A 26522-nucleotide genomic window follows, 5' to 3' on the forward strand; every position below is an offset into this window, starting at 1 on the left:
AAATTTAGTTTGCTTAAAACTTTTTGTGAGGTAGATATGAGCAGTTTCTTAATCATCTCTGACTTGAGTTATTTACAACCCATTACCGAAAGCAATATTGTATTAGGTGGTGGCAGCGTTTACGCTAGTACAAATACCATAACAGCAACCGGGCTTGGATATGCCCTAGCTGGTGCTGGTGCAGGTGCCATCGGTCAGACTACTTATACTAATACTCAAACTAAGACAACTGTTAAAAACTTGAGTTTCCTTAACTATAGTAAAGCTACTGCAAAAGCAACAGCCTATGCACAGACTGGAAACCAAACTGCATCATCTCAAAGTAGTGATACTTCAATTTCAATTGTAATCACCAGTCCTTAATAGAATAGTTTAGATCCTCTGAAACTATTGCTAAACTGGCTCAACCACCTTTTATAGTTGAACTAGATTTTATTAATATAGCAGTTGCCGCATCTGTTAGGACATTCTTGAAAGCTAAAAGCTGCTCACAGTAAGTATTTACCTATTGCCCATTGCCTATTCCCTATTGCCTCTTGCTATAACTAATATCTGATTTTTTAAACCCGCGCAGGCGGGTTTGGTGTGTGTAGCGACAGATTGAAATTCGTCGAATCTTAAAAAATGAAACGGTTTTATTTTTTTTGTTTGAAAAATTGTGTTATATCTTCCCTAAACCCCTCAACCGCAGGGTCAAGGGTGGGGAAGGATTATTACTATTAAATCTCCAAGAGATTAAACAGGAGAAGATGTGAAAAACGGATCGTTTTAAATTTGATTCAGAAAAAATTGAACTCAGCTAAACGGAAGATTTTAAATTGCTCTTGAAATGTGATCAGGTTTAGTTCACTTTCCAGAGACTAGGCAAGTCTTCCACAACCTCTAAATGCCGAAATCCTCCCGAAACTCCCCGACCCACTTCAGGAATAGATTCTAAATAAGTTAAGTCCCGAATTTTGCCAGCACCAGGAGGTGTAGTCTGGGTGTTAAGACTTGACTTAACAGATGTCGTATTACTTTGAGACTGAGAATTAGAATTATTATCCTTAGCCAGTCGGTTATAGGTGCGATAGGGAATATAATGCAGTGGATTATATCCAGCAAAACGCAGAATTAAAACACAAGCCCAAGAATATTTTCCTGATAAAATCGCATCTAGGATTTGTTCAAATTGTTCTTCACTCATTGCTTTAGCAACTTTCGAGTTATTGTAAGAATATTGAGCAGACATTTCTTGCACTCCTAATTAGTAAATAGTGTTCTACAAATCTATGCCATTTTTCTGCAATTGCAGAATAGGATTAAGTAGAATATCCATAATCCGGCGACGACGAATAATAATATCCGCACTAGCCGTTTGTCCAGATTTTAACTGAATTTTCTGATCCTGTTGCAAAACATAGTCTTTTTTTAACAAAATTTCTAATTTGTAAACTGGGCCAACTGCTTGATCGACTTTTGTATCGGGTGAAATTGATCGAACTGTTCCTTCAAAAACCCCATAATTTTGATAAGGATAAGCATCAAATTTGACTTTAACCGACATTCCGGTTTTCACAAATCCAGCTTTGTCATTCGGGAGACTAGCAGTTAAAATTAGGGGTGCATTTTTGGGCGTAATTTCAGCCACGGTTTGTCCGGGTTGAATTACTTCTCCAACATTAAAAACATTCAAGGCAGAAATAACTCCATCAATGGGAGAATAGAGATATCTGTCTTGAAGTTTAGCTTCAGCCGTTGTAATTAAATTTTGAGTATTTGTAATTTGCGCTTTTAATTGAGTTACTTCTAACTCGGTTTGTTGAATTTTTTGCTGGGTTTCTACCTGAATTGTTTTTGCCTCCGCTTGTTTCTGGGCTAATTCCGCATTTAATCGTTCAACTTCAACTTGAGATTGTTTTAATTCTCCTTGAGATTGGGTGATTAATCGTTGTCGATCCCGGAAGCTTTGTTCAGCTTGAAAAATCTGTTCTTGGGTACTATTTTTTTCTGATAATTGAGCTTGAACAATAGCTCGTTGTTGATCCCGAAGATTTTGTTCGGCTTGAAATAATAGGTCTTTAGAAATAGCACCACTTTCTAACAGAGGTTGTAGCCGTTCTAGTCGTTCTTTAGCCGCTAATTCTCCTTCCTGCAATTTTGCAATTAGGCTTTGAGTTTCTGCCTTTAATGGTTGTAAAGATTCAACTCGTTTTTGAGTTGCTGAGGCTTCAAAATTGAGTTGACCTAGTAACCGTTGATTCGATGTAATTTGGCTTTCAACTCGTTCAATACTGGCTTGTTGAGATTGAAGTTGAGCCGTGGCGATCGCGGCTTGGGTTTGGGCTTCTAAATGAATCCGTTCAATTAACCCTTGTTTTTGAGTTAGTTCGGCTTGAAAGGCGGTGAGTTGTTGTTGTAATCCCGCTAATTCTTGGGTGGCAATTTGTCGATCTAGTTCGGCTAAAACCTGACCTTTTTTAACAGTTTGCCCTTCTTTAATCGAAATTAGAGAAACTTTTCCCAACTCAACGGGATGGATTTTGTAAACTTCTCCTTGGGGTGCTAATTTCCCTCTAGCTTGACCGACTTCATCAACGGTTCCGAAATATCCCCATGCACCAAAGGCGATACAAAAAACAAATCCTCCTAACATTAATTGCAGGGGAAAAGACGCCGGGGGTTGATCCAGTAGGGACTGTAAGGCATTTGACCAGTCTGGTTTCGCCGTGGGAACACTAGCTGGAGGAGGAGATTTTTTGGGGATTTTTTGGGGGGGTGCAAGTTGAGGAAAGGGAACAGAACCCGCTATACCGCCATAAATATGATCGGTTAGTTTTGTCTGTTCCAGACTAAATTGCAGATCCTCTAAGTATTCCTCCTGTGAGGTTACAGACAATTGGGAGTCTGAATCATCAGTATTTTTACTGAAGTAGGAGAACAGTTTGTACGGTTTCATAGGGTTATGTAAAAACTGGCTAACTTTAATTGTTTTTTTAAAATGAGATTAGGTCAAATCGACTGTTAACAAAAAGCAGCGACTGATTACAGGTGGTTGAGACTAACAAACGCATACAAGCACCCTATAACCAGTCTCTAGGGTTTAAGTGATCTTACGTTTAGGCCAGTGTTCTTGTTTTTATCAAAATCCTCTGTATTTATACTAGGGTAACTTTTGATTTTAAACTGCCAATTTGGCACATTTGTTACAGAAATTTTTTAAAATAGCAGATCGGAGAAGATGAGCTTAGGATTTGGGGCGGTTTTATTTTTGATGATAAATCCTAAGACCTAACCCCCCAGCCCCCTTCCCGACCTCTCCCTGCCCTCTCCTACAAGGAGAGGGAAAAGGAAGAATATTTTTATTCGGAAGGGGGAGTAATTAATATTTTTAAATCTTTTTATTTTAAGATTTAATAGTAAGAATTCTTCCCCCCTCTCCTTGTAGGAGAGGGGTTGGGGGAGAAGTCACGCAATTGCCCTGGGCTATAAAGCCAGTTGTTGCTGGGCTAAATGGTAATAGAGTCCTTGAGTTGCCATTAGGTGTTCATGGTTGCCCTGTTCAACTAAAATACCTTTGTCTATAACTAAAATACAATCGGCACTTCTCACGGTTGAGAGACGATGGGCAATAATAATCGTGGTGCGATGCCGCAAGGCGGCGGCTACGCCATCTCGTTGCATTTGTTCTAAATTGCGTTGAAAACGGCTTTCACTTTCGGTATCTAAAGAACTGGTAGCCTCATCTAAAATTAGAATTCGAGGACTTCCTAATAAGGCTCTGGCGATCGCTACTCGTTGCCGTTGTCCTCCCGATAAACTTGATCCCCGTTCTCCAACTTTGGTATAATATCCTAAAGGTAAACCTTGAATAAATCCATGAACTTCTGCTAATTTTGCAGCCTCAATAACTTGATCTAAAGTATATTCATCCCGATACAGAGTAATATTTTCTAAAAGCGTTCCTGAAAATAAATAACAATCCTGGGGAACAACGCCCATTTGTGAACGTAAAGAAGGGGGAGAAACATGGCGAATTTCATGCCCATCCACATAAATATGTCCGGTTGTGGGATGGTACAAACCTTGCAGTAATTTAACTAGGGTGCTTTTCCCTGAACCACTGCGCCCAACAATAGCAATGGTTTGACCTGGAGGAAATTTAAAAGAAAGATTTTGCAAAATATTCGTTTCGGCATCTTCCTGATAACGAAAAGTCACGTTATCAAAGTGAATTTCTCCCTGGATTCTCGGTAATACAATTAACGGTTTTTGCGGGGTTTCTTCCGGTTCTTGTTCAAATACATCATTTAACCGTTCTACGGAAATTAATACTTCTTGCAATTCGTCCCATAATCCTACTAAGGCAAGAATCGGACTAATTACATAACCCTGCATCATATTAAAGGCGACAAACTGACCAATAGTTAATTGATCTTGAATTACTAAAGTTGCACCAAACCAAAGTAAGGCTGTACTTCCTATTGAATTAATTAACCCACTGACAAATTCTAAATTAATCCCTAATTTCTGAGCTTTAAACTGAACATTCATCTGTTTGGTTAATCGTTCTTCCCAACGCCAACGTAATTCCGGTTCCGCCGCTACTGCTTTTACTGTATTAATTCCGGTCAAAATTTCCACTAAAGTTGAATTTTGATCGGCAGAGGCATTAAATACTTGACGGGAAATATGTCGTAACATTGGCGTTGCTGCTAAGGTTAGAAGAATAATTAAAGGCACAATTCCTAAAATTAAAATTGTGAGTTTCCAGTTGTAATAAAGCATCAACCCTAAATACACAAACCCCGTCACAACATTCAACGCCGACAATAAAATTTGACCGACGAGAAACCGTTGAATTTTCTGATTTTCTTGAACCCGGGTAATGATATCCCCGACGCGGCGGGACTCAAAGAACTTTAAAGGAAGTTTTAGGGCGTGGTTAATAAACCCACCAATTAGAGTTAAATCCAAACGATTTGATAAGTAACTCAATAGATATTGTCGAATTGAAGATAACCCCAAACTCCACACGCCAAATAATAACAACCCCAAGGCAAATACATTCAAACTGGTGAGACTTTTATTCACCACAACCCGATCTAAAATAATCTGGGTTAATAAGGGAGTAACAATCCCAAATATCTGAATTAATAGGGATAACAAAACAATTTGTAATCCCAAAAGCCGATGGGGCCAAATTACCCCGGCAAACCGACCTAGAGAGCGTTTCTGCTCTTTGAGTTCATGGAATTGCTCCGTAGGTTCCAAAAGTAAAGCATAGCCCGTCCATCCGGTTAAAAACGCCTGACGAGAGAGGGTTTTTCTGCCCTCCGCCGGATCAGCAATCACCACTTGATGGCGACGGACTTTATAGACCACAATATAATGATCCCCCTGCCAATGGGCAATCCAAGGGTTTTTTTCGGTTTCCAAACGATTCAAACTTGCCCGGACAGGTCGGGCTTGATAGCCTAAGCGTTCTGAGGTGAGGGTGAGATTTTTTAAGGAGACTCCAGATCTTCCTACATCCGAAATATTACGCAGGCTATTAATACTTAAATATTTCCCCCAATACTGACTAATCATCGCCAAACAAGCGATCCCACAGTCGGAGGAGCTTTGTTGTTGTATAAATGGATACCGTTGCCAAAATCCTCGCCAGACTCGTTGAGGTTTGGGTTTTGGGAAGCTGAGGATTTGGGCGGTTGGGGGAACGATCACCGGGGATGGTTTAACGGTGGCGGGTTGAGGGGACACCGTTATTGTTGTCTGCTGTTTCCGCATCGGAGATTTCCCACCTTGTACAGATGTTATCTGTAAGGTTTCTGCGGGAAGTTGATACACTACTAACTCCGTTGCCGCGCTCCATTCTGGGGGGATGGGATCGGGTTCTCCCCAACTGTCGCCCACCTGGGGAACGGTATCGGTGCCTGTAATTTGTCCTTGATACAGCCAAAATCGGCTCTGTTGGGTTGGGATCGCTGACTGTAAGGGAGTTCCGGCGTTGATGTGATGTTGGGTGCAGTTGGATAAAAGTTCTTGTAGTCGGTGACTGGCTAACCGTCGCCAGTCCGTTTGGGTTTTGAAGAATAATAACCGTTGTCGGCTTTCGATGGTGGTTTTTAGATGGGTTTGTAGTTGGGTCTGGGCTGGAATTTCGACAAGAGGAATCGAAGCCACAATCACATCACTGGCTGCGATCGCTTGATAAGATAAATTTGAGTATTCCCATCCGGCTTGATCCCCGCCAAAGGTTTCACCGGGTTCAATCACTGAAACTGAAACCTCCCGATTTAGATTTTTGTCCCAGGCTAGGAGTCGGACTCGACCTTCAACGACTAAATAAACCAGGGGTTTTGGATTGGGTTCACTGTTAACTGTTTTTTTGGTAAAAATGGCTATATTATCAATAGAATCTCCTAGTTGAAACGAGTGGAGATGCCAATGTTGACTCCAAGCTGCAAGATTAATGGTATCGACTTGGATTTGTGTTAAGAGATTTTCTAAGGTGGCAATCAATAAATATTGAGAAGTCTTAGGGCTAGGTGTAAACGCCCGATCCCGTTCAGTTAAGTTAGGTTTGATCATGGTTTTGAGGGTATAAATAGTGTAGATTAGCAATCAATGAAGCAGCCCGTAGGAATACAAATTAGGCTTTTCTAGTCCCTTCAAAACCTCCTTCGCAAATGGGAATCTAGCCCCCCTTAGCAAACGGGAATCTAGCCCCCCCTTAGCAAACGGGAATCTAGCCCCCCCCTTAGCAAGGGGGGTTGGGGGGGGTTAACAGTTGTCCGGTGAGATCCCATTGATAAGGGAGACTCCTACAAACAAGAGTCAAGCACCAATTGAGTAAAAACCAAGGTCTAACAGCACCGATTGCTTTTCAGATAATTTAGAGGATTCTGATATTCAATCAAGTTGCCTATCGCCGTAATATCTGTTGGCATAATGACATATTTTAATCACGGATTTCCTGAACTTGAAGCAGATTCTAATAATCTTAATTAAATCTTTAACTCAATCTTTATATTGATGGCTGAAATTTTAGGGCTTATAATACCGATGATAGGTCAGGTTGAGGGACTTTTTTGTCAAAAGTTCATGTAAAGTTAAGCTCTAATTAGGGTTGCTTTTCCTGACAAATTGATTTAGAATCAATCCCACTTTGATATTCACAGCTAAATTTTTCTTGACACCACTTTTTCAGATTCACTTCCTCAAGTTGAGTTAGATTAGAACAGGAGGGTTGAATCACTTGACTTGCTAACGCCCATAAAAAAGTTCGGGTTACATCCATTCCTGTTTTTAGCCACAATTCCCGATTTGCAGGAACTCCGGTTTCTTTTACTGTCTCCACATCTACCCAAATTCCATGAGATCCTAACATAATTTGAGCCATCCATTTTGCCCTGGGTAAATGGGTGGGAGAGGTAATTAATTTAACATGATGAGCCTGCCATTTGCTCAGAATAGGTTGACTATAAAAAAAATTATCAAAAGTAGAATTAGCACACTTTTCTAGCCAAACTTGTTGCGTTTGTGCTTGTTCCCGTTCAAATAATTTTAAAATACAAGGATCATCTGATCCCGTTGAAATTAAAATAGGAATCTGGGGATTTTGTTTTGCTAGTTCGGCGACATACATTTCTCGTAAAATACTTCCTCCCAGTACAAAAAATGTATCCACAGGTTGTTGGGAAGCGACAGATAGCTTCTGGAATTGATGCCAAACACTACTCGACAGCGTGATTAAGATAATAATTACGCCGAGGAGTAAAAATTTTAGGCACAATTTATGTTTTAATTGTAATGGTCGCCAATTCATTTAAAACCAATCCTTTATGAATATTATCAGTCCTTTCGTCGTTGTTCGTCTATTGTATTTTATATTATTCTTGGCTTTAGGACTCTATCCGGTTTCCACCCTGGCTCAAAATAATTCTACTCAACCCAAACCTAAATATCAATATCCCCAAGAAATTGTTAATACTTATATCAGTGGTTGTAGTCAACGAAGTATTCAAGAAGGTTTAACCCAGCAACAGGCGAAAACTGTTTGTCAATGTACGATTAATCAATTTCAATCTCGGTACAGTTTTGATCAGTTTATAAAAATTTATACTCAAGCTCAAAAGACAAAAGAATCCCCTGATGAGTTTGTGGATGTTGGGATTGAATGTGCTGAAAAATTGCTCCAATAAACTTAATTTTGCAAATTAATTATTTCAGGTTTATCTTAAAGAAGATAATCATTTTTTGAATAATCATTTATTGTCAATCTTTGCTATGATTCAGTCTCCTCTCAAATCTGCTATGCGAGAACAGTTTAATATTTCTCGCGCTTGTATCGCTCATCCTCGAATTGCAATTGGGTTTTGGATTGGGGTAATTATAGCCGGAATTTTGGCATTTAGTCATCTCAAATATGCCTTATTTCCAGAGGTGACATTTCCGGTGGTAGTTGTGAGTACCACTGCACCCATTTCTACCGCAACGGACACGGAATTAAAGGTTACTTTACCGATTGAAACGGGGGTAAAATCTATTCCTGGGGTCTATGATTTCCGTTCATCGACTTATCCAGGTAGGAGTATTGTTAGTTTAGCATTTTTAGTGGGAACCAGTTTAGAATCCTCAACAAATCAAGTGGAAACAGCTTTAAAAACTATTCAATTACCTGCTGAAACTACTTATAATATAATTCCTTTAAACTTAAACGAATCAACGGCAATTACTTACGCAATTAAAAGCGAAAGCAAAACCTTAAAAGAATTAACCACAATTACTAAATCGGAAATTCTGCCTCAACTCAAATCTTTACCCGGAGTTTTAAAAGTTAATCTATTAGGAGATGGATTAAGTCGGGAGGCGAAAAAGGATATTGCCTCCTTATCCAGTTCTCAAACGTTAATTCAAGACCCGCCAACTTTAGTTAGATATAATGGGGAAAATGTCTTAGCGTTTCAGGTGGTAAAACGCAGTGATGCCAATACCTTAGAAGTGGTAAATCAAGTTGAAAATGCCATTAATATTATACAAAATAAATTAACAGATGTCAAGCTAATTTTAGCAGAAACCCAAGCCGATTATATTAGAGAAGCTACCAATTCTACAATTAATGAATTATTGTTAGCAATTGTTTTAGCCATTGCCATTGTATTTCCATTTTTAAGGAATTTTAGGGCAACTTTAATTACCGCTTTAGCTATTCCTACTTCTTTATTAGGAACCTGCATTGTGATGGCAATTGCTGGATTCAACTTAGAAACAATAACCCTATTAGCCTTAGCATTAGTAATTGGAATTGTTATAGATGATGCTATTGTTGATGTAGAGAATATTGCCAGATTAATTGATGCTGGAGAAACACCCAGAGAAGCCGCGATAAAAGGAACAGATGAAATTGGGTTAACGGTAACAGCTTCCACCTTAACAATTGTAGCAGTTTTCCTCCCCGTAGCCTTTATGGGAGATGCGTTGGGACAGTTTTTTAAACCCTTTGCATTGACAATTTCTTCGGCTGTAGTTATATCATTATTAGTCGCCAGAACTTTATCTCCAGTTTTAGCAGTTTATTGGTTAAAACCCGCAAAAAATAGACCGGAAAATTATACTCCCAAACCCAACCCAATTATCGAAAGTTATCGTCGATTATTGCAATGGTCACTCAGCCACCGAAAACGAGTTATTCTAATCGCTATTTTGAGTTTTGTTGCTGGTTTAGCCTTAATTCCTTTTGTCCCCCAAGGGTTTTTACCGCGACTCGATAGGGGAGAATTTGTAATTAATTATTCCTATCCCCTTCCTCAAATTTCTAATCTTCAACGTAGAGACGAGCCACGGCGCGTCTCCTCCGCCTCCGCGCCAGACGAGCCACAACCCGCCTCTAACTCCAATGATATATTTCAACAGCAAGGAGCGTTTGATTGGTTAACAGATTTAGCCAGAAATCCAATTCAACTCTTTCTTAGAAAAACTCGCACGACCGCCGAAAAAATAGAAACGGTGGTTTTGAATACTCCCGATGTTGAAAAAGCCTTAACAATTATTGGAATTAAAGGACAACCAAATAAAGGTAGAATTTATGTCAAACTAAAAAATGATCGTCAATTAACAACCTTAGAGGCTCAAGATCAAATTAGGTCAAATCTGCCCCAAATTAATAACGTTACTATCAGTGTGGAAGATATTCAATTTGTAGAAACAGGGGATGAAAAACCCCTACAAATTGTGTTAGTTGGAGAGGATATTCAACAATTAAATAATATAGCCAAAACCATTAAAGAAAAAGTCGCAAAATTACCGGGTTTTGTGGATGTTCGGGTAACGGGTGAAGAAAATACATCTAATACTATCAACCAAATTGAACGATTTAACGGTCAACGGGCGGCTTATATTACTGCTAATTTAAGCCAAGGTCAATTATTAGGGGATGCGACAAATCAAGTTATTGAGATTGCTCAACCTTTAATTTATAATGGAGTTACCTTAAAATTAACTGGAGATTCTGCCAGAATTGGTCAAGTTTTAAATAGCTTTCTGGTAACTCTTTTATTTTCTGTTATTTGTATGTTAGGGTTGCTATTCTTATTATTTGGTCGTTGGGTAGAACCTGCGGTAGTTGGGTTAACGCTTCCTTTGTGTTTAGTGGGAGCAATGTTAGCTTTATTAATCACTCAAAGTGATTTTGGCATTATTTCTTTAATTGGGTTGATTTTCCTGTTAGGATTATTAGATAAAAATGTGTTATTATTGATGGATTATATTAACCAATTACGTCAAAAAGGTATGGGTCGAAATCAGGCAATTATTGAGACGGGAGTTGTACGTTTAAGACCCATTGTGATGACTACCGCTTCGACGATTTTGGGAATGTTACCAATTGCGTTAGGATTAGGTGCAGGGTCAGAATTAAGACAACCGATGGCCGTTGCGATTATTGGGGGTTTAATCACTTCTACTTTATTAAGTTTAATTGTTGTTCCGGTTTTAAATACATTTTTGGAAGATGAATGGTTGAAGATTAAAAAACGATTTAAGAAACAAAGTTTATAGAAATAAACCACAAAGATACTAAGATATAATGAAAGTATTTGTAACGGGTGGAACGGGGTTTATTGGGGCGAATTTAATTAGATTATTATTGCAAAATAATTATGCAGTTCGGGTGTTAGTTCGTCCTGAGAGTAATTTAGATAACTTGAAAAATTTAGAGGTTGAAATTGTTGAAGGAAACTTAACAGATGCTAACTTATCTCAATCTTTAAAAGGTTGTCAAGTTTTATTTCATTGTGCGGCCCATTATTCCCTTTGGCAACGGGATAGATTATTATTAGAACAGTATAATATTATCGGAACTCGTAATATTTTAGCCGCCGCTAGACAAGCGGGAATTGAACGAACAATTTATACCAGTTCCGTTGCTGCTATTGGAGTAAAACCTGGAGTTGCTGTTAATGAAAATTATCAAAGTCCAGTTGAGAATTTAGTTGGATATTATAAAAAATCTAAATATTGGGCAGAACAGGAAGCCCAAAATGCGGTAAAATTAGGTCAGGATATTGTGATTGTTAATCCTAGTACACCCATTGGCCCTTGGGATATTAAACCCACGCCAACGGGGGATTTGATTTTACGATTTCTCCGCCGAAAAATGCCCGCTTATGTGAATACTGGATTGAATTTTATTGATGTTAGAGATGTCGCCCAAGGTCATTTACTGGCTTTAGAAAAAGGCAAAACCGGAGAACGTTATATTTTAGGTAATCAGAATTTAACCTTGAAACAATTCTTAGATTTATTGTCAGAAATAACCGGATTACCCGCCCCTGAAAAAACCATCCCAGTTTGGCTTCCCTTGGGCATTGCATGGGTCGATGAAATGATTTTAGCTAATTTAGGAAAAAAACCTTCTCTCCCCTTAGATGGCGTTAAAATGTCAAGACAACCGATGTATTATAATCCCTCAAAAGCGGTTCAAGAATTGGGTTTACCTCAATCTTCAATTAAGACCGCCTTGAAAGATGCCGTTAATTGGTTTATAACACAAGGGTATGTTGATGAGTTAGGGTGATTTTAGATTAACCCAATTCTAAATTTATTTAAGGTGAACAAAAAATGGCCATTCAAATTGAACAAGCAATCACCGTTGGTAAATATTTATTCATGCAACGGTTAATGGGGCGAAAAAAATTCCCCCTAGTGTTGATGTTAGAACCTTTATTTCGCTGTAATTTAGCCTGCTCTGGCTGTGGAAAAATTCAACATCCGAAAGAAATTCTCAAGCAAAATTTAAGCCCAGAAGACTGTTTTAAAGCCGTAGAAGAATGTGGCGCACCTGTGGTTTCTATCCCTGGTGGTGAACCTTTATTACATCCGCAAATTGATCAAATTGTTGAGGGTTTAGTTGCTCGCAAAAAGTTTATTTATTTGTGTACTAATGGAATTTTACTTGAAAAAAGTTTAGAAAAATTTAAACCTTCTCCCTATTTAACCTTTAGTGTGCATTTAGATGGTTTAAAAGAACATCATGACCACTGTGTAGACCGAGAAGGCGTGTTTGAAATTGCAGTAAAAGCGATTAAAGTTGCTAAATCAAAAGGATTTAGAGTCACAACTAATACAACGGTATTTGCTGGAACTAAGCCGGAAGAAATGCAGAAATTCTTTGATTTTCTGGAGACTTTGGGTTTAGATGGGATGATGATTTCTCCTGGTTATAGTTATGAATGGGCACCCGACCAAGAACATTTCCTAAAACGAGAACAAACTAAAGCCTTATTCTGTGAAATTTTATCTCCCTATCAATCAGGTAAAAAGAAATGGAATTTTAATCATAATCCTTTATTCTTAGATTTTCTCATCGGAGAAAAAGACTATGATTGTACTCCATGGGGAAGTCCGAGTTATAGTGTTTTAGGATGGCAAAAACCTTGTTATTTATTAAATGAAGGTTACTATTCCAGTTATCAAGAATTATTGGAAAAAACCGACTGGACACAATACGGAAAATCAAGCGGAAATCCCAAATGTGTAGATTGTATGGTGCACTGTGGTTATGAACCAACAGCCGCAATAGAAGCGATGAAACTTGAAAATATGGGGCGTTCGATTGGGGCGTTATTTTAGTTAACTTAGGAGGCTAGAGTCGATTAAGGAGTTACCCCCCTAACCCCATAAAAAAGGGGGGAATTTGGAGAAAATATAACTGACGATTTTACAATCTATTCCATTTTCTATAATCAAAAATAATGCTAACAGAATTAATTAAATTGTTTGAATTTGAATTTATGAGAAATGCTTTAATAGCAGGACTTTTAGTTAGTATTGCCTGTGGCATGATTGGAACATTTGTTGTTGTGAATCGGATTGTTTTTATTAGTGGCGGAATTGCCCATGCTGCTTATGGAGGCATTGGTATGGGTTACTTTTTTAAATTTAGTCCCGTATTAGGAGCAATTATATTTTCTGTCATTTCTGCCCTAGGAATGGGGTTAGTCTATCGTAAAACCCAACAACGGGCAGATACTATTATTGGGGTGATGTGGGCAATAGGAATGGCAATTGGGATTATTTTTATTGACTTAACCCCTGGTTATAAAGTTGATTTAATGAGTTATTTATTTGGCAGTATTCTCACCGTCCCCCAATCGGATTTAATTCTAATGTTAATCTTAAATATTTTAATTGGGGTGATGATTATTTTATTTTATAAAGAATTAGTAGCAATTTCTTTTGACCCAGTTTTTGCCGAAACTCGAAATTTACCAGTTGACCAACTTTATCTAATGTTAATAGTTGCCATCGCCTTAACCGTGGTGATGGTGATGAAAGTGGTAGGTTTAATTTTAGTGATTGCTTTATTAACTATTCCGGCGGCAATTTCAGGACAATTTGTTAAAGACTTAAAACAAATGATGCTATTATCCAGTATTTTAGGAATAGTTTTTACCACCCTAGGCTTAGGAATTTCCTACTTTCTTAATTTAACCTCCGGTGCAACGATTATTTTAGTCGCGGGTTGTGCTTATTTATTCAGTTTAAGCCTAAAAAATATGATTAAACCAGCCTGATTTGATTCAATTTTCCTGATTTATGTTAAAGTCCTCTGTTGAACCTTGAATCATCCTTTAAATTAACTTATGAAAACAAAAATTGCCCTCTGTTTAACTTCCCTAATTTTAGGCTTTTCCTACCCGGCAACGGCACAGAATCTTAACTGTCCGACTTCTGTTTCTGCTTGTCAAAACTCCAACTCAACAGAAACCGTGGCAATTTTAGAAGATGGTCGGTCTTATGAATATGAAGCCGGACAGGGGATTTATCGAGTTCGCTACAATTACACTGGAGAAAATTGGACTCATGCTGATGTGGCTCCCATTAGAATTAATACTAACAAACCGATTGCAATTTTACCGATGCAATATACTAGCAATGGTGTACAATCTGGAGCCAGTGTTAACGGTGTTTCCGTGGGTCGAATTTGGAATTATATTACGGTTGAAGAAATGAAACGACGGTTAGAAGCGTTAGGGTTTTATGTGTTAACTCCGACGATTTCTATGTATGGAGAAAATATAGATGGATTTCAGGCTTTAGAACATTTTATTGCTGGAGTTCATAAGGGAAATTCTTCGGTGCAAACGGTGGTTTTAACAGCCGATGCTAATGTGGCGAATGCTGCTAACCCCCGTCCTGGTGCTCAAATGTTAGTTACGGGACTCCATCAACGGGATTTATGGTGGGAATATCGCATCCAAAACCGTTTAGTTGGGTTTTATCAACAGCAGGGTTTAGTTAATATTGGGCCGAGAGTTCGTGGGGGAAAAAATAATCGTGAGGGTCATTCTTTGGCTTGGCATCCGATGATTGAAAGGGCGGCGGAATATAATCCTAAAGTGGCTATTATTGAGGTTGCTCAAGCCGCAGAAATTATTCAACGGGCGGGGTCAATTCAAGCAGGGAGACAATGGGCGACCCCTGTATTTGACGGTGTGGCTTTAGGAATGGCGGAAGAAGCCTGCGCTACAGGGGCGAAATTAGAAATATGTAAGGGGCAGTAGGGGAGCAGGGGAGCAGGGGAGCAGGGGGGGTAAACTCTTGCTATTACCCATTACCTATTACCTATTCCCTCCCTTAGTAAGATGTTAAACCCTAATCTACCGCCTCATTAATCGGGTATCGGTCTATTAACTGACGGGCGCGTAGGGCATTTTTTTTCAAAGATTCACTTAAATAAGGAACATGGGGGATTTGAGAAAGAAAATCTAAAGTTCTTCGGAACATTCGGACAATATCTCCTTCGTCTAAACTGGTATTAGAGACCAACTCCAACCAATCGGTTTCTAAAGCCCATTGCTCAATTAAACCAGTTAAATCCCGTTCTAACCAGATGGGTAAAGCAACCCGATACCGTCGTTGCTGTTTAAACAATTCCTGGCGCAGATGGCGCAACTGTCCCAGGGCGTTTTCTACCTCCTCCGATAAGTCATAGCGCGTCCAACTATCGGGACGGGAAACCTCAGTTACCAAAGCTGCACAGGCCGCTGCTAAATGGTGGGGGTCAAGTTGGTCAAAAATCCCCGACTTCAAGGCTAACCCTAACCATAATTCGTTATCTCCCCGCAGAGCGGCGGTAGCCTGTCCTAAATCCGTAGGCTTCAACTCATCTAGGGCTTGAAAGTATTGCAAAATTGAAATTAAAGCCATAAATTCATCCCAATGACGGGCTAAATCTTCTTCTAATTCCCCTCGCATTTCTTCAATCATTTCATTTAATTCTGCCCAGCGTTGCCACCGTTTTAACAGTTTATTCGGTTTGCCCCATTTATGAATAGGATGGGCGTCTAATTCTAACTCTAACCGTTCGACTTGTTTTTGTTGAGCGATGACTTCTGGGGGCGATTCAGGTATATTTAATTCGGGAATTTGTTGGGTAATGGCTACGGTTAACTCATCTCCTTTACGACATTGACCGAGTTTAAACGGAATATTAGGAATTTCCAAATAATCCACATTTAACCGTTTAGAATCGGGTTGCAAAATTACAATATCAGCCGCACTCACCACATACCAGCGATTATCCCGTCCTAAACAGAGGAAATAGGGTGCCTGTCCCGAACTGGGGGTTTTGGCGACTAATACGGCCGGAATGGGGTCAGACTCAATTTTGCGAGCCGTAGGAACATTTTTTCCCCGTAAACCTAAAGTTGTACCCAAGGGGGTAGCATCCATGTCATGGGCCATCCGGTGCATTCGGACATCTTCGGCTTGCTGTTGTAGGAATTTTAATAAACGACGTTCTTCCCGTAGACGGTCATAAACTTTTTCAAAACTGGCTAGGGTTTCTTCCAACAATGCCATATTTTGTTCGCCACTAAAGCCAAATTGGGCTTCAATTAACGATAATTCCGCCTGCATAATATCAATTTCTTCTTGAGCAGGAATTAAATTAATTGTAGACAGATATTGTCCGAAACTTCGTTCAACTAATTCCCTAGATTTTTCTAAACTATGCCGTTGTAATAAGTTCAAGACCATGCCATAACTAGGGCTGAATTGACTTACTAAGGGGTCAGCTTTAGACGTCGCTAAATAGGCTGCTTCCTTGGCTCCTTCAAAGGGAGTTTGTACCGTCACCACATAGCCTTCCGTATCCATGCCGCGCCGTCCCGCCCGTCCTGACATTTGCAGAAATTCCGAGGCTTTTAACAGGCGATGACCGTCATCGGTGCGTTTTGATAAACTAGAAATTACCGTAGTTCTAGCGGGCATATTAATCCCGGCGGCGAGGGTTTCCGTGGCAAATACCACCTTAATTAATCCCTGTTGAAATAACTCCTCTACTAACCCTTTCCAAGTCGGTAAAAGTCCGGCATGGTGGGCGGCTATTCCTTTATATAATACTTCAACTTGTTCGGGACGAATGCCTTCGGGACTCGATGCTAAAAACGCATCAATTCGCTCTTTTAATCGGGCGGTTTCGGCTTCATTAACTAAGGATAAATGACGCACTTCTCCGACGGAGCGATCGCAACCTTTCCGACTAAAGATAAAATAAATAGCAGGTAACATATCCCTTTCTTTTAGATGGGATATAGTCGCGCCTAAATTCGGAATATCATTGCGTCTACCCCGTGGAGGAAGGCCCTTTTTTTCTTTGAGGCGAGGATTAATTCTTTTCAGGGAATCATCTAATAGGGGAAAGAAGCCTTTAATATTACAAAAATGATATTGTAAGGGTACCGGCCGAAAGGTAGAATAAATTAACTCCGTTGGGCCATGAACTTGAGAAATCCAGTGGGTTAATTGTTCACTATTGGCCACCGTTGCCGATAACGCCACTAATTGAATTTCCCTGGGACAATAAATAATTGATTCTTCCCAAACCGTTCCCCGTTGGCGGTCATTCATATAATGGCATTCATCCAAAACCACCGCCTCCACCGCTTCCATGGAAACTCCGGCTTCTCCAATCGGTGTACCATAGAGCATATTGCGAAAAATCTCCGTGGTCATCACCACCACCGCCGCGTCCCGGTTAACGGAAATATCCCCCGTTAATAACCCTACCTTGTCCGCCCCAAACTGTTCTCGAAAGTCCCGAAACTTTTGATTGGATAGCGCCTTTAGGGGTGTAGTATAGAAGACCCGCCGATTGCCCGCCAAGGCCCGATGGATGGCATATTCTCCTACTAAGGTTTTTCCCGAACCCGTTGGCGCACAAACCACAACGGACTTTCCATCATCCAACGCTGTAATCGCATCGTGTTGAAAGTCATCCAGGGGAAATGGAAATAGGGCGTTGAGATCCAGTTGGGGATTGTTTTCGGTAGAGTAGGACACAGGAATATAAATAATAAGACTAATTTTAACGTTAAAACCCCCATCATAGCATGGATTTTTTTCAAAAGTGTAGAGACCTGCCATTTAACTGTAAACTTATTAACTGTTAACTGATAACTGTTAACTGATAACTGTTAACTGGTACGGGCGGGTTTATTTAGATATTTGTTAATTACTTAAATCTTGATTAACCCGCCCCTACAACTGATAACTGTTAACTGATTACTGATGACTGATTTATGATTCCTAATATTTCAACTATTCCCTTGATTCAACTCGCTTCTGGCGATCAATTATTTATTCAAAGTTATCAGTTTACGGGCGAGAATCCAGGCAAAAAAGTTTATTTACAATCTAATTTACACGGGGCTGAAATTAGTGGAAATGCTGTTATTCAGGATTTAATTAATTTTTTAATCACTTTAGACAAGACTCAATTAACTGGAGAAATTTTATTAGTTCCTGTTTGTAATCCTTTGGGGGTGAATCAGCGATCGCATTATTTTTCCTCCGGTCGATATAATCTTTATGATGGCAAAGACTGGAATAGAATTTTTTGGGATTATGAAAAAACCGGAGCAGATATTAGCCAATTTGCCCAAGATAATCAGGATTTAGAACAAGATGAAATTCAAGCAAAATATCGTCAAACTATTTTAAATCAATTTTATCAACTGGCTAAACTCATTAGAAGTTACCCCGGAGTTTCCTACAATAATTATTATCGCTATCAACTCCAAAACCTAGCCCTAGATGCTGACTATCTGATTGATTTACACAGTTCAACTAATAACGCCCTCGACTATTTATATTGTTTTCACAGTCGAGAAGCAAGTGCTAATGCCTTTCTATTAGATACAGGAATATTAATGAATGATTATGATGGGGATGCCTTTGATGAAGCCTTTATGAAGCCCTGGTTAGCCTTAGAAAACGAATTAGCTAAACTAGGAAAAAATATTAGATTTGAGATAGAATCTTGGACATTAGAACTGGGTTCCGGGTTAGAAATGAATCCCGAATCTGTGCAGAAAGGAATTAGGGGAATCAAAAATTATCTAGCAACCAAAGGACTTTTATCAATAAAAGATTTCCCCTTAGCTTCCAACCCCAATCATCAGATTCATCTTACCCCTAAAGATAAAATTCAACGCTATTATTCCCCCGCCGGAGGCATGATTAAATTTTATGTTAAACTGGGAGAAACTATTTATAAAAATCAGAAACTCTATACTATTTTGAGTTTCAATAAAATTGGGGAATTACCCCAAATTCGGGAGATTTTCGCCGAAGGAGACGGACTCATTTTCGATATCACCAAAAATCATTCCGTAAATCAATGGGATTATGTTTTAGGGGTGATGCCGTCTTAACTTCTAGTTTTTTGCTAAACTAATTGCGTAAAATCACTCAATACTTAATTCAAACCGTGTTAGACGAAGCCGCTAAAAAAACAATTCTGCGTAAAATTCCCCACGCCCTCTATATTTGTGGAGTCAAAGAGGGAGAGGAAGTCAATGGTTTTACCGCCAGTTGGGTGACACAAGCCTCCTTTGAACCGCCCTTAGTGGTCAACTGTGTTAAAAATGATTCTAAATCCCATGCCATGATTAAAACCAGTGGTGTGTTCGCCCTCAGTTTCCTGGCTGAAGGTCAAAAAGACATCGCCCAGAAATTCTTTAAACCCCAACATCGAGTGGGAAACAAATTTGAAGACATCGAATTTTATCTAGGAGAAACCGGTTGTCCGATTATTTCCGCCGCCCTGGGTTATGTAGAATGTCAAGTGGTGGGTTGTGTTGAACACGGCGACCATACGGTATTCGTCGGGGAAGTCATCGCCGCAGGTGTTCATCAAGAAGCCGAAATTCTTAACCTCGCCAGCACGGGATGGAATTATGGCGGATAGGTAGGGGAACACTGCGATTAATGTTTTTAACTCTTTCAGGACTTACGCAATTACGCTAAGTACCTAAACAAAATTAATTACACATCTTCTGCCCAGATCCGGCGTTCCCTCCCCCCCCTAGCCCCCCGTGTACGGGGGTTTGGGGGGCTGTTCCCTCTCTCAACTAGGTAATTTATTTTGTGCAACTACTTATATATAGCGCATAGAAAATCGGGCGATTTTCGTTGATTTGGCTCAGAAAATCGCCCGACATCAGGATTAAATTAGTCTCAAATTCATGAGTTTTAAAATCCTATTCTGCTATCACGGGATGGGAAGAAATAGAGCTTTGAGTTGAAGGTGATTTTGTATTAGTATCAGATAGGGGAATACTAATCATCACAGTGGTTCCGAGATCTAAACCTGGACTATCTAGGGTAATAAAACCCCCCATCATTTGCATTAAACGGCGAGAAATAGCTAAACCCAATCCAATTCCCCCGAATTCCCTTGTGGTTGAACCATCAGCCATGGCAAAGGGTTCAAAGATTTTTTGCTGATGTCCTAACGCCACACCAATTCCGGTATCGGTAATGGTGACTACAACTTGATATCGCACGGTCGTAGATTTTGAGGCGGTATTATTTTGCATCTCAATCAGAGAATTGGTAGCCAATTCAATCCGGGTAGAAATGGTGATTCCTCCCGATTTAGTAAATTTGACAGAATTATTGAGAATATTAATAAAAACTTGCTTTAACTTATCAGGATCAGCCTGAACAATAATCGGTTGATCGGGGGTGGGTAAATCGAGGGTTAAGTTTTTGTGTTGAATATCCAACATTTGCAAATTCACCGCATCTTTGACAATTTGCATTAAATCCGTGGGTTCAAGCATCACAGATAATTTGCCTTCTTCAATTAAAGCAATATCTAAAATATCATCAACTAAATTTAATAGATGTTGGCTGGAATCCGAGGCAATTTTCAGATATTCTTCCTCCTCTGTTTTGGTATCACAGTAACCATCTTGAATCAGACTGATTGAATTAATAATTCCATTTAAAGGGGTTCTTAATTCGTGGGAAATAACTCGTAAAAATTCATTTTTTAATTGATTAGCAACTTGGGCTTCTTTGGACGCATATTCTAGGGCTTGTGCTCTCGCTCTAAGACTTGCTACCATTGTATTTAGAGCTTCAGCCAACTGATTAAACTCTGTTATTCTTAGATTGTCAGGAACATCACCCGGACTATCTAAATTTTTAGCTCTGAGTGCATAATCTCTCAATTTTTCTAAAGGAATTGCTAAATCCCTAGAAACATACACCGCAGCAATAATACTGGCAATAACTAAAGATAAAACCAAGGAGATTAACAACGATTTAATATCTTTTAATCCCGATAGAGCTTGCTGTAAATCAACAACCGCTAAAATCACCCATTGCTTATCGTTTTCCGAGGTAATCGGGCTAGGAATTGAATCATATCCCGCTAGAAGTTCATTCCCCGATTGATCAAAATAAAATAAGTGAATAAAAGAATTTTTTTTACTCTCTAACGCATTAGATAATAAATTTTTGAGTCTATTAGCATCGGCTTGATCTTGAATATTTTGTCCCAATTTATTCAAACTTGGATGACTAATAATTGTTCCTCCTTGATCAATAATAACGGTAAATCCCGTTAAAGATTTAGGAGGTTCTTTCGATTCTAAATATAAAGTTGATTGCAGACTTAACAAATATTTTAACTGATTTTTATTGTTTTGATTGACATAAATCGGGGAGTTGAATACTAATTTAATTTGATTTCGCCATTCTGAATTTTTTTGATCGAGACTGGGAACTAAATAATTAATATAAATCTCAGGATTTTGCTGTTTTTGGGACGACCAAAAGTTTTTAGGAATAGAATATATAGGCTTTTTCCCGCAGGTCGTAGCAATCAGTTTTTGCGTTTGTAGATCAGTCAATTGGAGACAACTAACCAAGGGAGAAAACTGCTCCTGAAGTTGAGAAAGCAGCACAGAATACTGTTGAGGTTTTTCGGGTTGTAAAACAATATTATTGGTGGCAATCGTCAAACCAGACTTGTTAAAATCAATCCATTCATTAATGGTTTGTGCTTTTTTACTCGCACTTTCTGTTAAATTTAATCGGGCTGTTTCGAGTAAACCAGAACGGGCTTTTCTATAGGTAACATATTCTCCCACGAGCAACACAGGAAGACTAAGCAGTAAAATCTGCGAGAGTAAAATCTGGCGAAATGACGATTGACCCGACTTAGGCATAGTAGAACATGGGACAGAAGACAGAACGTAGACAGCAGTTAGACCAGAGTAGACAATAAACCATAAACATTATACTAATAATCCCCTCTATTAATTGAAACGATAGCCAATACTTCTAACCGTTTGAATAAAAGAAGGATTTTTAGGGTCAGGTTCAATTTTTTTTCTAATTTGACCAATATGAACATCAATAACCCGCCCCCCTTCACTACTATCGTCTTGATAACCCCAAACTTTTTCTAAAAGTTCTGTGCGTTTCCAAGCCCGACCCGGTTTACTGGCTAAACAATAAAGTAGATCAAACTCCAACGCACTTAAAATTACTAATTCTCCTTTGAGATAGACTTCTCGCCGATTCGGGTCAATAATTAAATCCCGATAGGCTAAATTTTTGTGTTCTAAATTAGACATAGATATGCGGCGTTTTAAAATAGCCTTAATCCGCAGACTTAACTCCTCCAAATCAAAGGGTTTAGTTACAAAGTCATCGGCTCCTTCTTTTAACCCGAGTTTTGGATCTTGTTCACTGGTGAGCATCAGGATCAGAACATGAGTTTGATTTTGCATTTCTCGACATAATATTAAACCCGTTGTATCCGGCAAATTCAGATCTAAAATGACTAAATCGGGGTTGAACTGTTCAAATACTTTCAACGCCGTCTTGCCATCAGCGGCCACTTCTATTTGGTAATCCTGTTGGCTTAAATAACGACTAATTAAATTTCGGATTGCCGGATCATCATCAACAACAAGAATCTTTGCTGAATTCATAACTAAAAAGCCCGTGAGAATTTAACGATTGATAATCGGGCATGAATGGTTAAGAATATAGGACAATTATCCATTACAATTAACGTTCACCCGTGCGCCGATCAAACATATATCCCACACCCCGAATTGTTTTTATAAAGGAAGGTTGCTCCACATCCAGTTCGATTTTTTTGCGAATCTGACCAATATGAACATCAACAACCCGCTGCTCGTTTTCATACTCATAACCCCACACTTCCTGCAATAATTCTGGCCGTCGCCAGGCTCGACCAGGTTTGCGGGCCAAACAGTAGAGCAGGTCAAATTCTAATGCACTCAGGGCGATTAATTCACCACTAATATAAACCTCTCGACGATTTGGATCAATGATTAAATCCCCATAAATTAAATTTTTGGGTTGTGTATCTACTTGATTTCGTTGACGCTTTAAAATTGCTTTGATTCTAAGGTTTAATTCTTCTAAATCAAAGGGTTTGGTCACAAAGTCATCGGCTCCCTCCTTTAACCCAAGTTTGGGATCTTTTTCGCTGGTTAGCATTAGGATAAATACACTGGTTCGACTTTGCATTTCCCTACACAATGCTAAACCGGTTGTATCCGGCAAATTTAGATCCAATACCACTAAGTCAGGATTGAACTGTTCAAACCTTTCCAATGCGGAATGGCCGTCACTCGCTATTTCAACTTGATAGTCCTGTTGGCTAAGATAACGACTTATGAGGTTCCGTATTGCTGGATCATCATCAACTACGAGAATTTTTACAGATGCCATAACCACGCATATTAAGCAGAAGGTTGAGCCAGAATATTAAATAGACATCTCAATGTTAATGGAAAACTTGAACCTACACCCAATAAAATATCGATTTAGTAAAAACCGTAATAATCCCCAGATTATGTCTCAGTTTCCGGGAGCGAGTTGAATGGACTGCTCTTGATTGGGAAGGAATACCATTTTTAGCCAAACAAATGGAGAACTTTAGACCCAAATTTTTGGTAATATTTCAGACAATAGATGAGCAGGAATCTGAGATAAAGCCTGATTTTGTCCTTCTAATCCAGACTCATTGTAGAAGGCGCGAATAGTTCGCAGCAAGTAACCCAAAGTTGTTTGATGATGTTCGGTGGTTTTTGATTGGGAAACAGAACTCTCCATAAACTCTTGTCCTTCTGGTTGATTAAGATCATTAATAATCGCTTGAATGTGATGTTTGAGTGCGGCTTTTAAAAAAGAAATTTTGGTGTTTTTTTCGAGATGTAAATGAGAATCGGTTGCCAGTTGGTAGTGGGTTAGTCCCAGATTATTATGGGTTGCTAAGGGATCAAAATTGAGTTGGGCCCGACTGAGATCCGCCGTAATGGAGAGGGCTTTTTGATAGGCTGCAATGGCTCTTTTTAAAAATTTAGCCCGAATTTCCGATTTTTGATAGTGGTTTGCCAAATGCCAATAGACGATACCCAAATTATTATAGGTGGCTGCACAGGCAATTGGGGCTGAGGCGGTCGTCCGATAGCTCAAGGCTTGATGATAGGCGTGAGTGGCTTGTAATAGCAATTTAGCCGAGGGTTGATGTTGACTCAATGTCCAGTAGGCTGTGCCTAAATTGGTTTGTAGCAGGGCATAATTGAGGGGATCGTGTTGCGGGGTATAAAATTCCATTGCTTCGGTATAGGCAGCAATGGCAGCTTTCAGGTGAGGAATGGGTTGGGTTTTTTGGGCCAGTTTCCAATAGATCGTTCCCAAATTATTTTGAATTGTTGCATAATCTTGAATCTGGGAACCCTTGATTTCAGAAAGGTTCAAATTCAAATAACATAAGGCTTCTGTATAAGCAATAATTGACTGTTCTAAATTTTTACTCCCATCTTGCCAAGTCGCTAAATCTGCATAAGTCGCTCCTAAGTTTTTTTGGATTTGTATATATAAATTTGGTTGAATTTCAGGATCAACTTTCATTAAAGCGTTTTGATAAAAAATAATACTTTTTTCTAAATAACACATCACATCCAGAGATTTTGGATTCTCTTGAACCCTTTGGCGAAATTCCATCCAATATAATGTTCCTAAGTCATTAAAAACATTAATAGAATCATCAAGATCGTCGGAAGCAATAGAACTTTTATTCAATTCTGGAATAATTTCTAAAACTTTTTCGTATGCTTGAATAGCCTGGGTATAGTTGAGTTCTGAATTGTCCCCAGCTAAAATGCGATCGCGGTATATATTCCCTAATTTACGATAGGCTGGAGATAAGCAGGAAAGGGCAGAATGTTGCTCAAATTGTTGAATCTGATCGAGAAGTTCCTGCAACGGATCAGATATTTGACCCCGTTCAACAGGTTCGGAAGTTTCCCCAAAATCTAAGGAAATGGTCTCCGACTCCAAGTTACTCGGAGTGGGATCACTGATCCATTCAAATACTCCGGTTCGTCGCTCCCAAAACTCTGGTACTGACTGTTGAATACAAGATAACCAAGGGGAAGAAATCCACAACAGCAAACTAAATTCAAATTGGTCGAGATGGTTTTCTAAAGTGCGTAAATATCTTAAAAATGACCATTGTACCGCCGGAGGTTGACGGGTTAAATGTTCTACCCCTAAAATTTGAAATCCGATAATATCTGGATGACTCTCATTAGATTTATTTTGAGCATACCATTGGATAATTGCCTGAAATGGATTCGGATCACTTAAATCAAGTTTTACACTAATCAAATCTGAAGAAATGGGAGATTGGGGTATAATATTCTCCTGATGTTTGGATAAAAAATCTGTTCGTAACTGTAGCGCCAAATGATTTCGCAGATTTAAGTTATCACAAACTCCAAGAAAAACTTGACGGCGAAGTTGCAAAGCCAGCGCCTGTTGTAAACGATCGTAGATTCGCTGATGAGTTTGGGAAACTAAAACAGAACAATTATTGGTCATCGCCATTATCAACCCTTAAACCATCACCTAGGACATCTAATTATCTTCTTCCATCTGGCGGTTCAGGTTCAGGAGAGAGGCGGGTTTTTAAGGGTTATTCCTATTCTTTGTGTCTCTATATCTTTGTGGTTTGCTTCAAATCCGGGGGGCATTTTACGATTAGCAAACGTAAAAATACCCAAAACCCGCCCGGACTGAATGATTAATATCTCAGGATACAGTGAAGGCAAGGAATAATAAAACCCCTACCAAGGCAATCCCAGCAAGACCACCGATAATATAATTCCGTTTTTGTGAATTGGTAGGGGGTTCGGCTGTATAAACTTTAGGTTCCACTGCGAAGTTATTCAGACGTCCACCTTGTTCATTGATATAGGGCATGATGAAAAATCCTTATGTTACTATCTGGGATCAAGATTGACACTCCCGGTGCCTGAAGGCGTGGGGATTCTTGGTTCAGCGAAACCACTTAATCAAAGTACCTTGCAGTGCTTTAACCAGAGGTGGGATTCTCCCCAAGCGTAAATTTGGGTATGCCCTACCCTATTCGCCTGAATGCGAGTTCTTTTTTTAATTGAAACAAATTAGTTTCAAAAACTGCTTGTCTAGCTCCCACGAATCTTTTACCCACTGCTGGGGAGAGGCTAAAACTGTGCAGTAGAACCCTATAGATTCACTTGTCAAGGGCTCTCCTGAGCGCAGTCGAAGGGTTCAGTGTTTTACCGTTAGGCAACTAGGTTTTTATACAGGTTATTTACCTTTCCTGTTATCGTTATGGTAACACTATTGGATATTCTTGACAACTCAATAAA

At 39.2% G+C, this 26522-nt stretch carries 19 protein-coding genes; 9 read left to right on the plus strand and 10 right to left on the minus strand.

Going from position 1 to position 26522, the window contains the following annotated elements; translation table 11 throughout:
• Positions 1 to 9: 9 nt before the first annotated feature.
• Positions 10 to 363, plus strand: a complete 354-nt coding sequence (locus NMG86_RS10795) for a TonB-dependent receptor (RefSeq protein ID WP_237746664.1) — start codon at positions 10 to 12, stop codon at positions 361 to 363.
• Between the two features lie 478 nt (positions 364 to 841).
• Here NMG86_RS10795 and NMG86_RS10800 read toward each other — a convergent pair whose 3' ends face one another.
• The 4 genes from NMG86_RS10800 to NMG86_RS10815 form a co-directional block, all read right to left on the minus strand.
• Positions 842 to 1231: a HetP family heterocyst commitment protein gene (locus tag NMG86_RS10800; RefSeq protein WP_026797613.1), complete on the minus strand. Its 390-nt coding sequence runs from the start codon at positions 1229 to 1231 to the stop codon at positions 842 to 844.
• Positions 1232 to 1261: 30 nt separating this feature from the next.
• Positions 1262 to 2878: a beta-barrel domain-containing protein gene (locus NMG86_RS10805; protein WP_052338692.1), complete on the minus strand. Its 1617-nt coding sequence runs from the start codon at positions 2876 to 2878 to the stop codon at positions 1262 to 1264.
• A gap of 587 nt (positions 2879 to 3465) precedes the next feature.
• Positions 3466 to 6573, minus strand: a complete 3108-nt coding sequence (locus NMG86_RS10810) for an ABC transporter transmembrane domain-containing protein (protein WP_026797615.1) — start codon at positions 6571 to 6573, stop codon at positions 3466 to 3468.
• 532 nt (positions 6574 to 7105) lie between these two features.
• A complete protein-coding gene (locus NMG86_RS10815) occupies positions 7106 to 7810 on the minus strand; it encodes a YdcF family protein (RefSeq protein WP_026797616.1) in 705 nt (234 codons plus the stop codon).
• A 16-nt stretch (positions 7811 to 7826) separates the two neighbouring features.
• Here NMG86_RS10815 and NMG86_RS10820 point away from each other — a divergent pair, with 16 nt between their 5' ends.
• The 6 genes from NMG86_RS10820 (at position 7827) to NMG86_RS10845 (ending at position 15047) form a co-directional block, all read left to right on the plus strand.
• Positions 7827 to 8186 carry a hypothetical protein gene (locus NMG86_RS10820; RefSeq protein WP_052338693.1) on the plus strand — a complete coding sequence of 120 codons (360 nt, stop codon included), beginning with the start codon at positions 7827 to 7829 and terminating at the stop codon, positions 8184 to 8186.
• Between the two features lie 85 nt (positions 8187 to 8271).
• Complete coding sequence (locus NMG86_RS10825) at positions 8272 to 11040, plus strand: efflux RND transporter permease subunit (protein WP_026797618.1); 2769 nt, start codon at positions 8272 to 8274, stop codon at positions 11038 to 11040.
• A 28-nt stretch (positions 11041 to 11068) separates the two neighbouring features.
• A complete protein-coding gene (gene hpnA, locus NMG86_RS10830) occupies positions 11069 to 12058 on the plus strand; it encodes a hopanoid-associated sugar epimerase (protein ID WP_043938707.1) in 990 nt (329 codons plus the stop codon).
• Positions 12059 to 12102: 44 nt separating this feature from the next.
• Positions 12103 to 13113: an adenosyl-hopene transferase HpnH gene (gene hpnH, locus NMG86_RS10835; protein ID WP_026797620.1), complete on the plus strand. Its 1011-nt coding sequence runs from the start codon at positions 12103 to 12105 to the stop codon at positions 13111 to 13113.
• Positions 13114 to 13235: 122 nt separating this feature from the next.
• A complete protein-coding gene (locus NMG86_RS10840; protein ID WP_026786950.1) occupies positions 13236 to 14057 on the plus strand; it encodes a metal ABC transporter permease in 822 nt (273 codons plus the stop codon).
• 69 nt (positions 14058 to 14126) lie between these two features.
• The gene (locus NMG86_RS10845; RefSeq protein WP_026797621.1) at positions 14127 to 15047 is read left to right on the plus strand and encodes a hypothetical protein; all 921 of its coding nucleotides are present in this window, start codon (positions 14127 to 14129) and stop codon (positions 15045 to 15047) included.
• A 91-nt stretch (positions 15048 to 15138) separates the two neighbouring features.
• Here the strand turns inward: NMG86_RS10845 and NMG86_RS10850 are convergent, their stop codons facing one another.
• A complete protein-coding gene (locus NMG86_RS10850; RefSeq protein ID WP_026797622.1) occupies positions 15139 to 17829 on the minus strand; it encodes a DEAD/DEAH box helicase in 2691 nt (896 codons plus the stop codon).
• A 239-nt stretch (positions 17830 to 18068) separates the two neighbouring features.
• On the opposite strand from NMG86_RS10850, the gene NMG86_RS10855 reads away from it, so the two are divergent.
• The gene (locus tag NMG86_RS10855; RefSeq protein ID WP_026797623.1) at positions 18069 to 19202 is read left to right on the plus strand and encodes a M14 family zinc carboxypeptidase; all 1134 of its coding nucleotides are present in this window, start codon (positions 18069 to 18071) and stop codon (positions 19200 to 19202) included.
• 56 nt (positions 19203 to 19258) lie between these two features.
• Positions 19259 to 19738 (plus strand): flavin reductase family protein, encoded by a 480-nt coding sequence (locus NMG86_RS10860; RefSeq protein ID WP_026786946.1) that lies wholly within the window; start codon positions 19259 to 19261, stop codon positions 19736 to 19738.
• A gap of 292 nt (positions 19739 to 20030) precedes the next feature.
• Here the strand turns inward: NMG86_RS10860 and NMG86_RS10865 are convergent, their stop codons facing one another.
• The 5 genes from NMG86_RS10865 to psb34 form a co-directional block, all read right to left on the minus strand.
• Positions 20031 to 22010, minus strand: coding sequence for a sensor histidine kinase (locus NMG86_RS10865; RefSeq protein ID WP_043938705.1), 1980 nt, complete (start codon positions 22008 to 22010; stop codon positions 20031 to 20033).
• Positions 22011 to 22100: 90 nt separating this feature from the next.
• Positions 22101 to 22781 carry a response regulator transcription factor gene (locus NMG86_RS10870; RefSeq protein WP_026786945.1) on the minus strand — a complete coding sequence of 227 codons (681 nt, stop codon included), beginning with the start codon at positions 22779 to 22781 and terminating at the stop codon, positions 22101 to 22103.
• A gap of 79 nt (positions 22782 to 22860) precedes the next feature.
• Positions 22861 to 23553 carry a response regulator transcription factor gene (locus NMG86_RS10875; protein WP_026797624.1) on the minus strand — a complete coding sequence of 231 codons (693 nt, stop codon included), beginning with the start codon at positions 23551 to 23553 and terminating at the stop codon, positions 22861 to 22863.
• Between the two features lie 207 nt (positions 23554 to 23760).
• On the minus strand, positions 23761 to 25710 hold the full coding sequence (locus tag NMG86_RS10880; RefSeq protein ID WP_026797625.1) for a tetratricopeptide repeat protein: 1950 nt from the start codon (positions 25708 to 25710) through the stop codon (positions 23761 to 23763).
• A 210-nt stretch (positions 25711 to 25920) separates the two neighbouring features.
• Complete coding sequence (gene psb34, locus NMG86_RS10885) at positions 25921 to 26091, minus strand: photosystem II assembly protein Psb34 (protein ID WP_144018157.1); 171 nt, start codon at positions 26089 to 26091, stop codon at positions 25921 to 25923.
• Between the last annotated feature and the right edge of the window lie 431 nt (positions 26092 to 26522).

Source organism: Planktothrix rubescens CCAP 1459/22 (genome assembly GCA_904830895.1).
Classification (GTDB): domain Bacteria; phylum Cyanobacteriota; class Cyanobacteriia; order Cyanobacteriales; family Microcoleaceae; genus Planktothrix; species Planktothrix agardhii.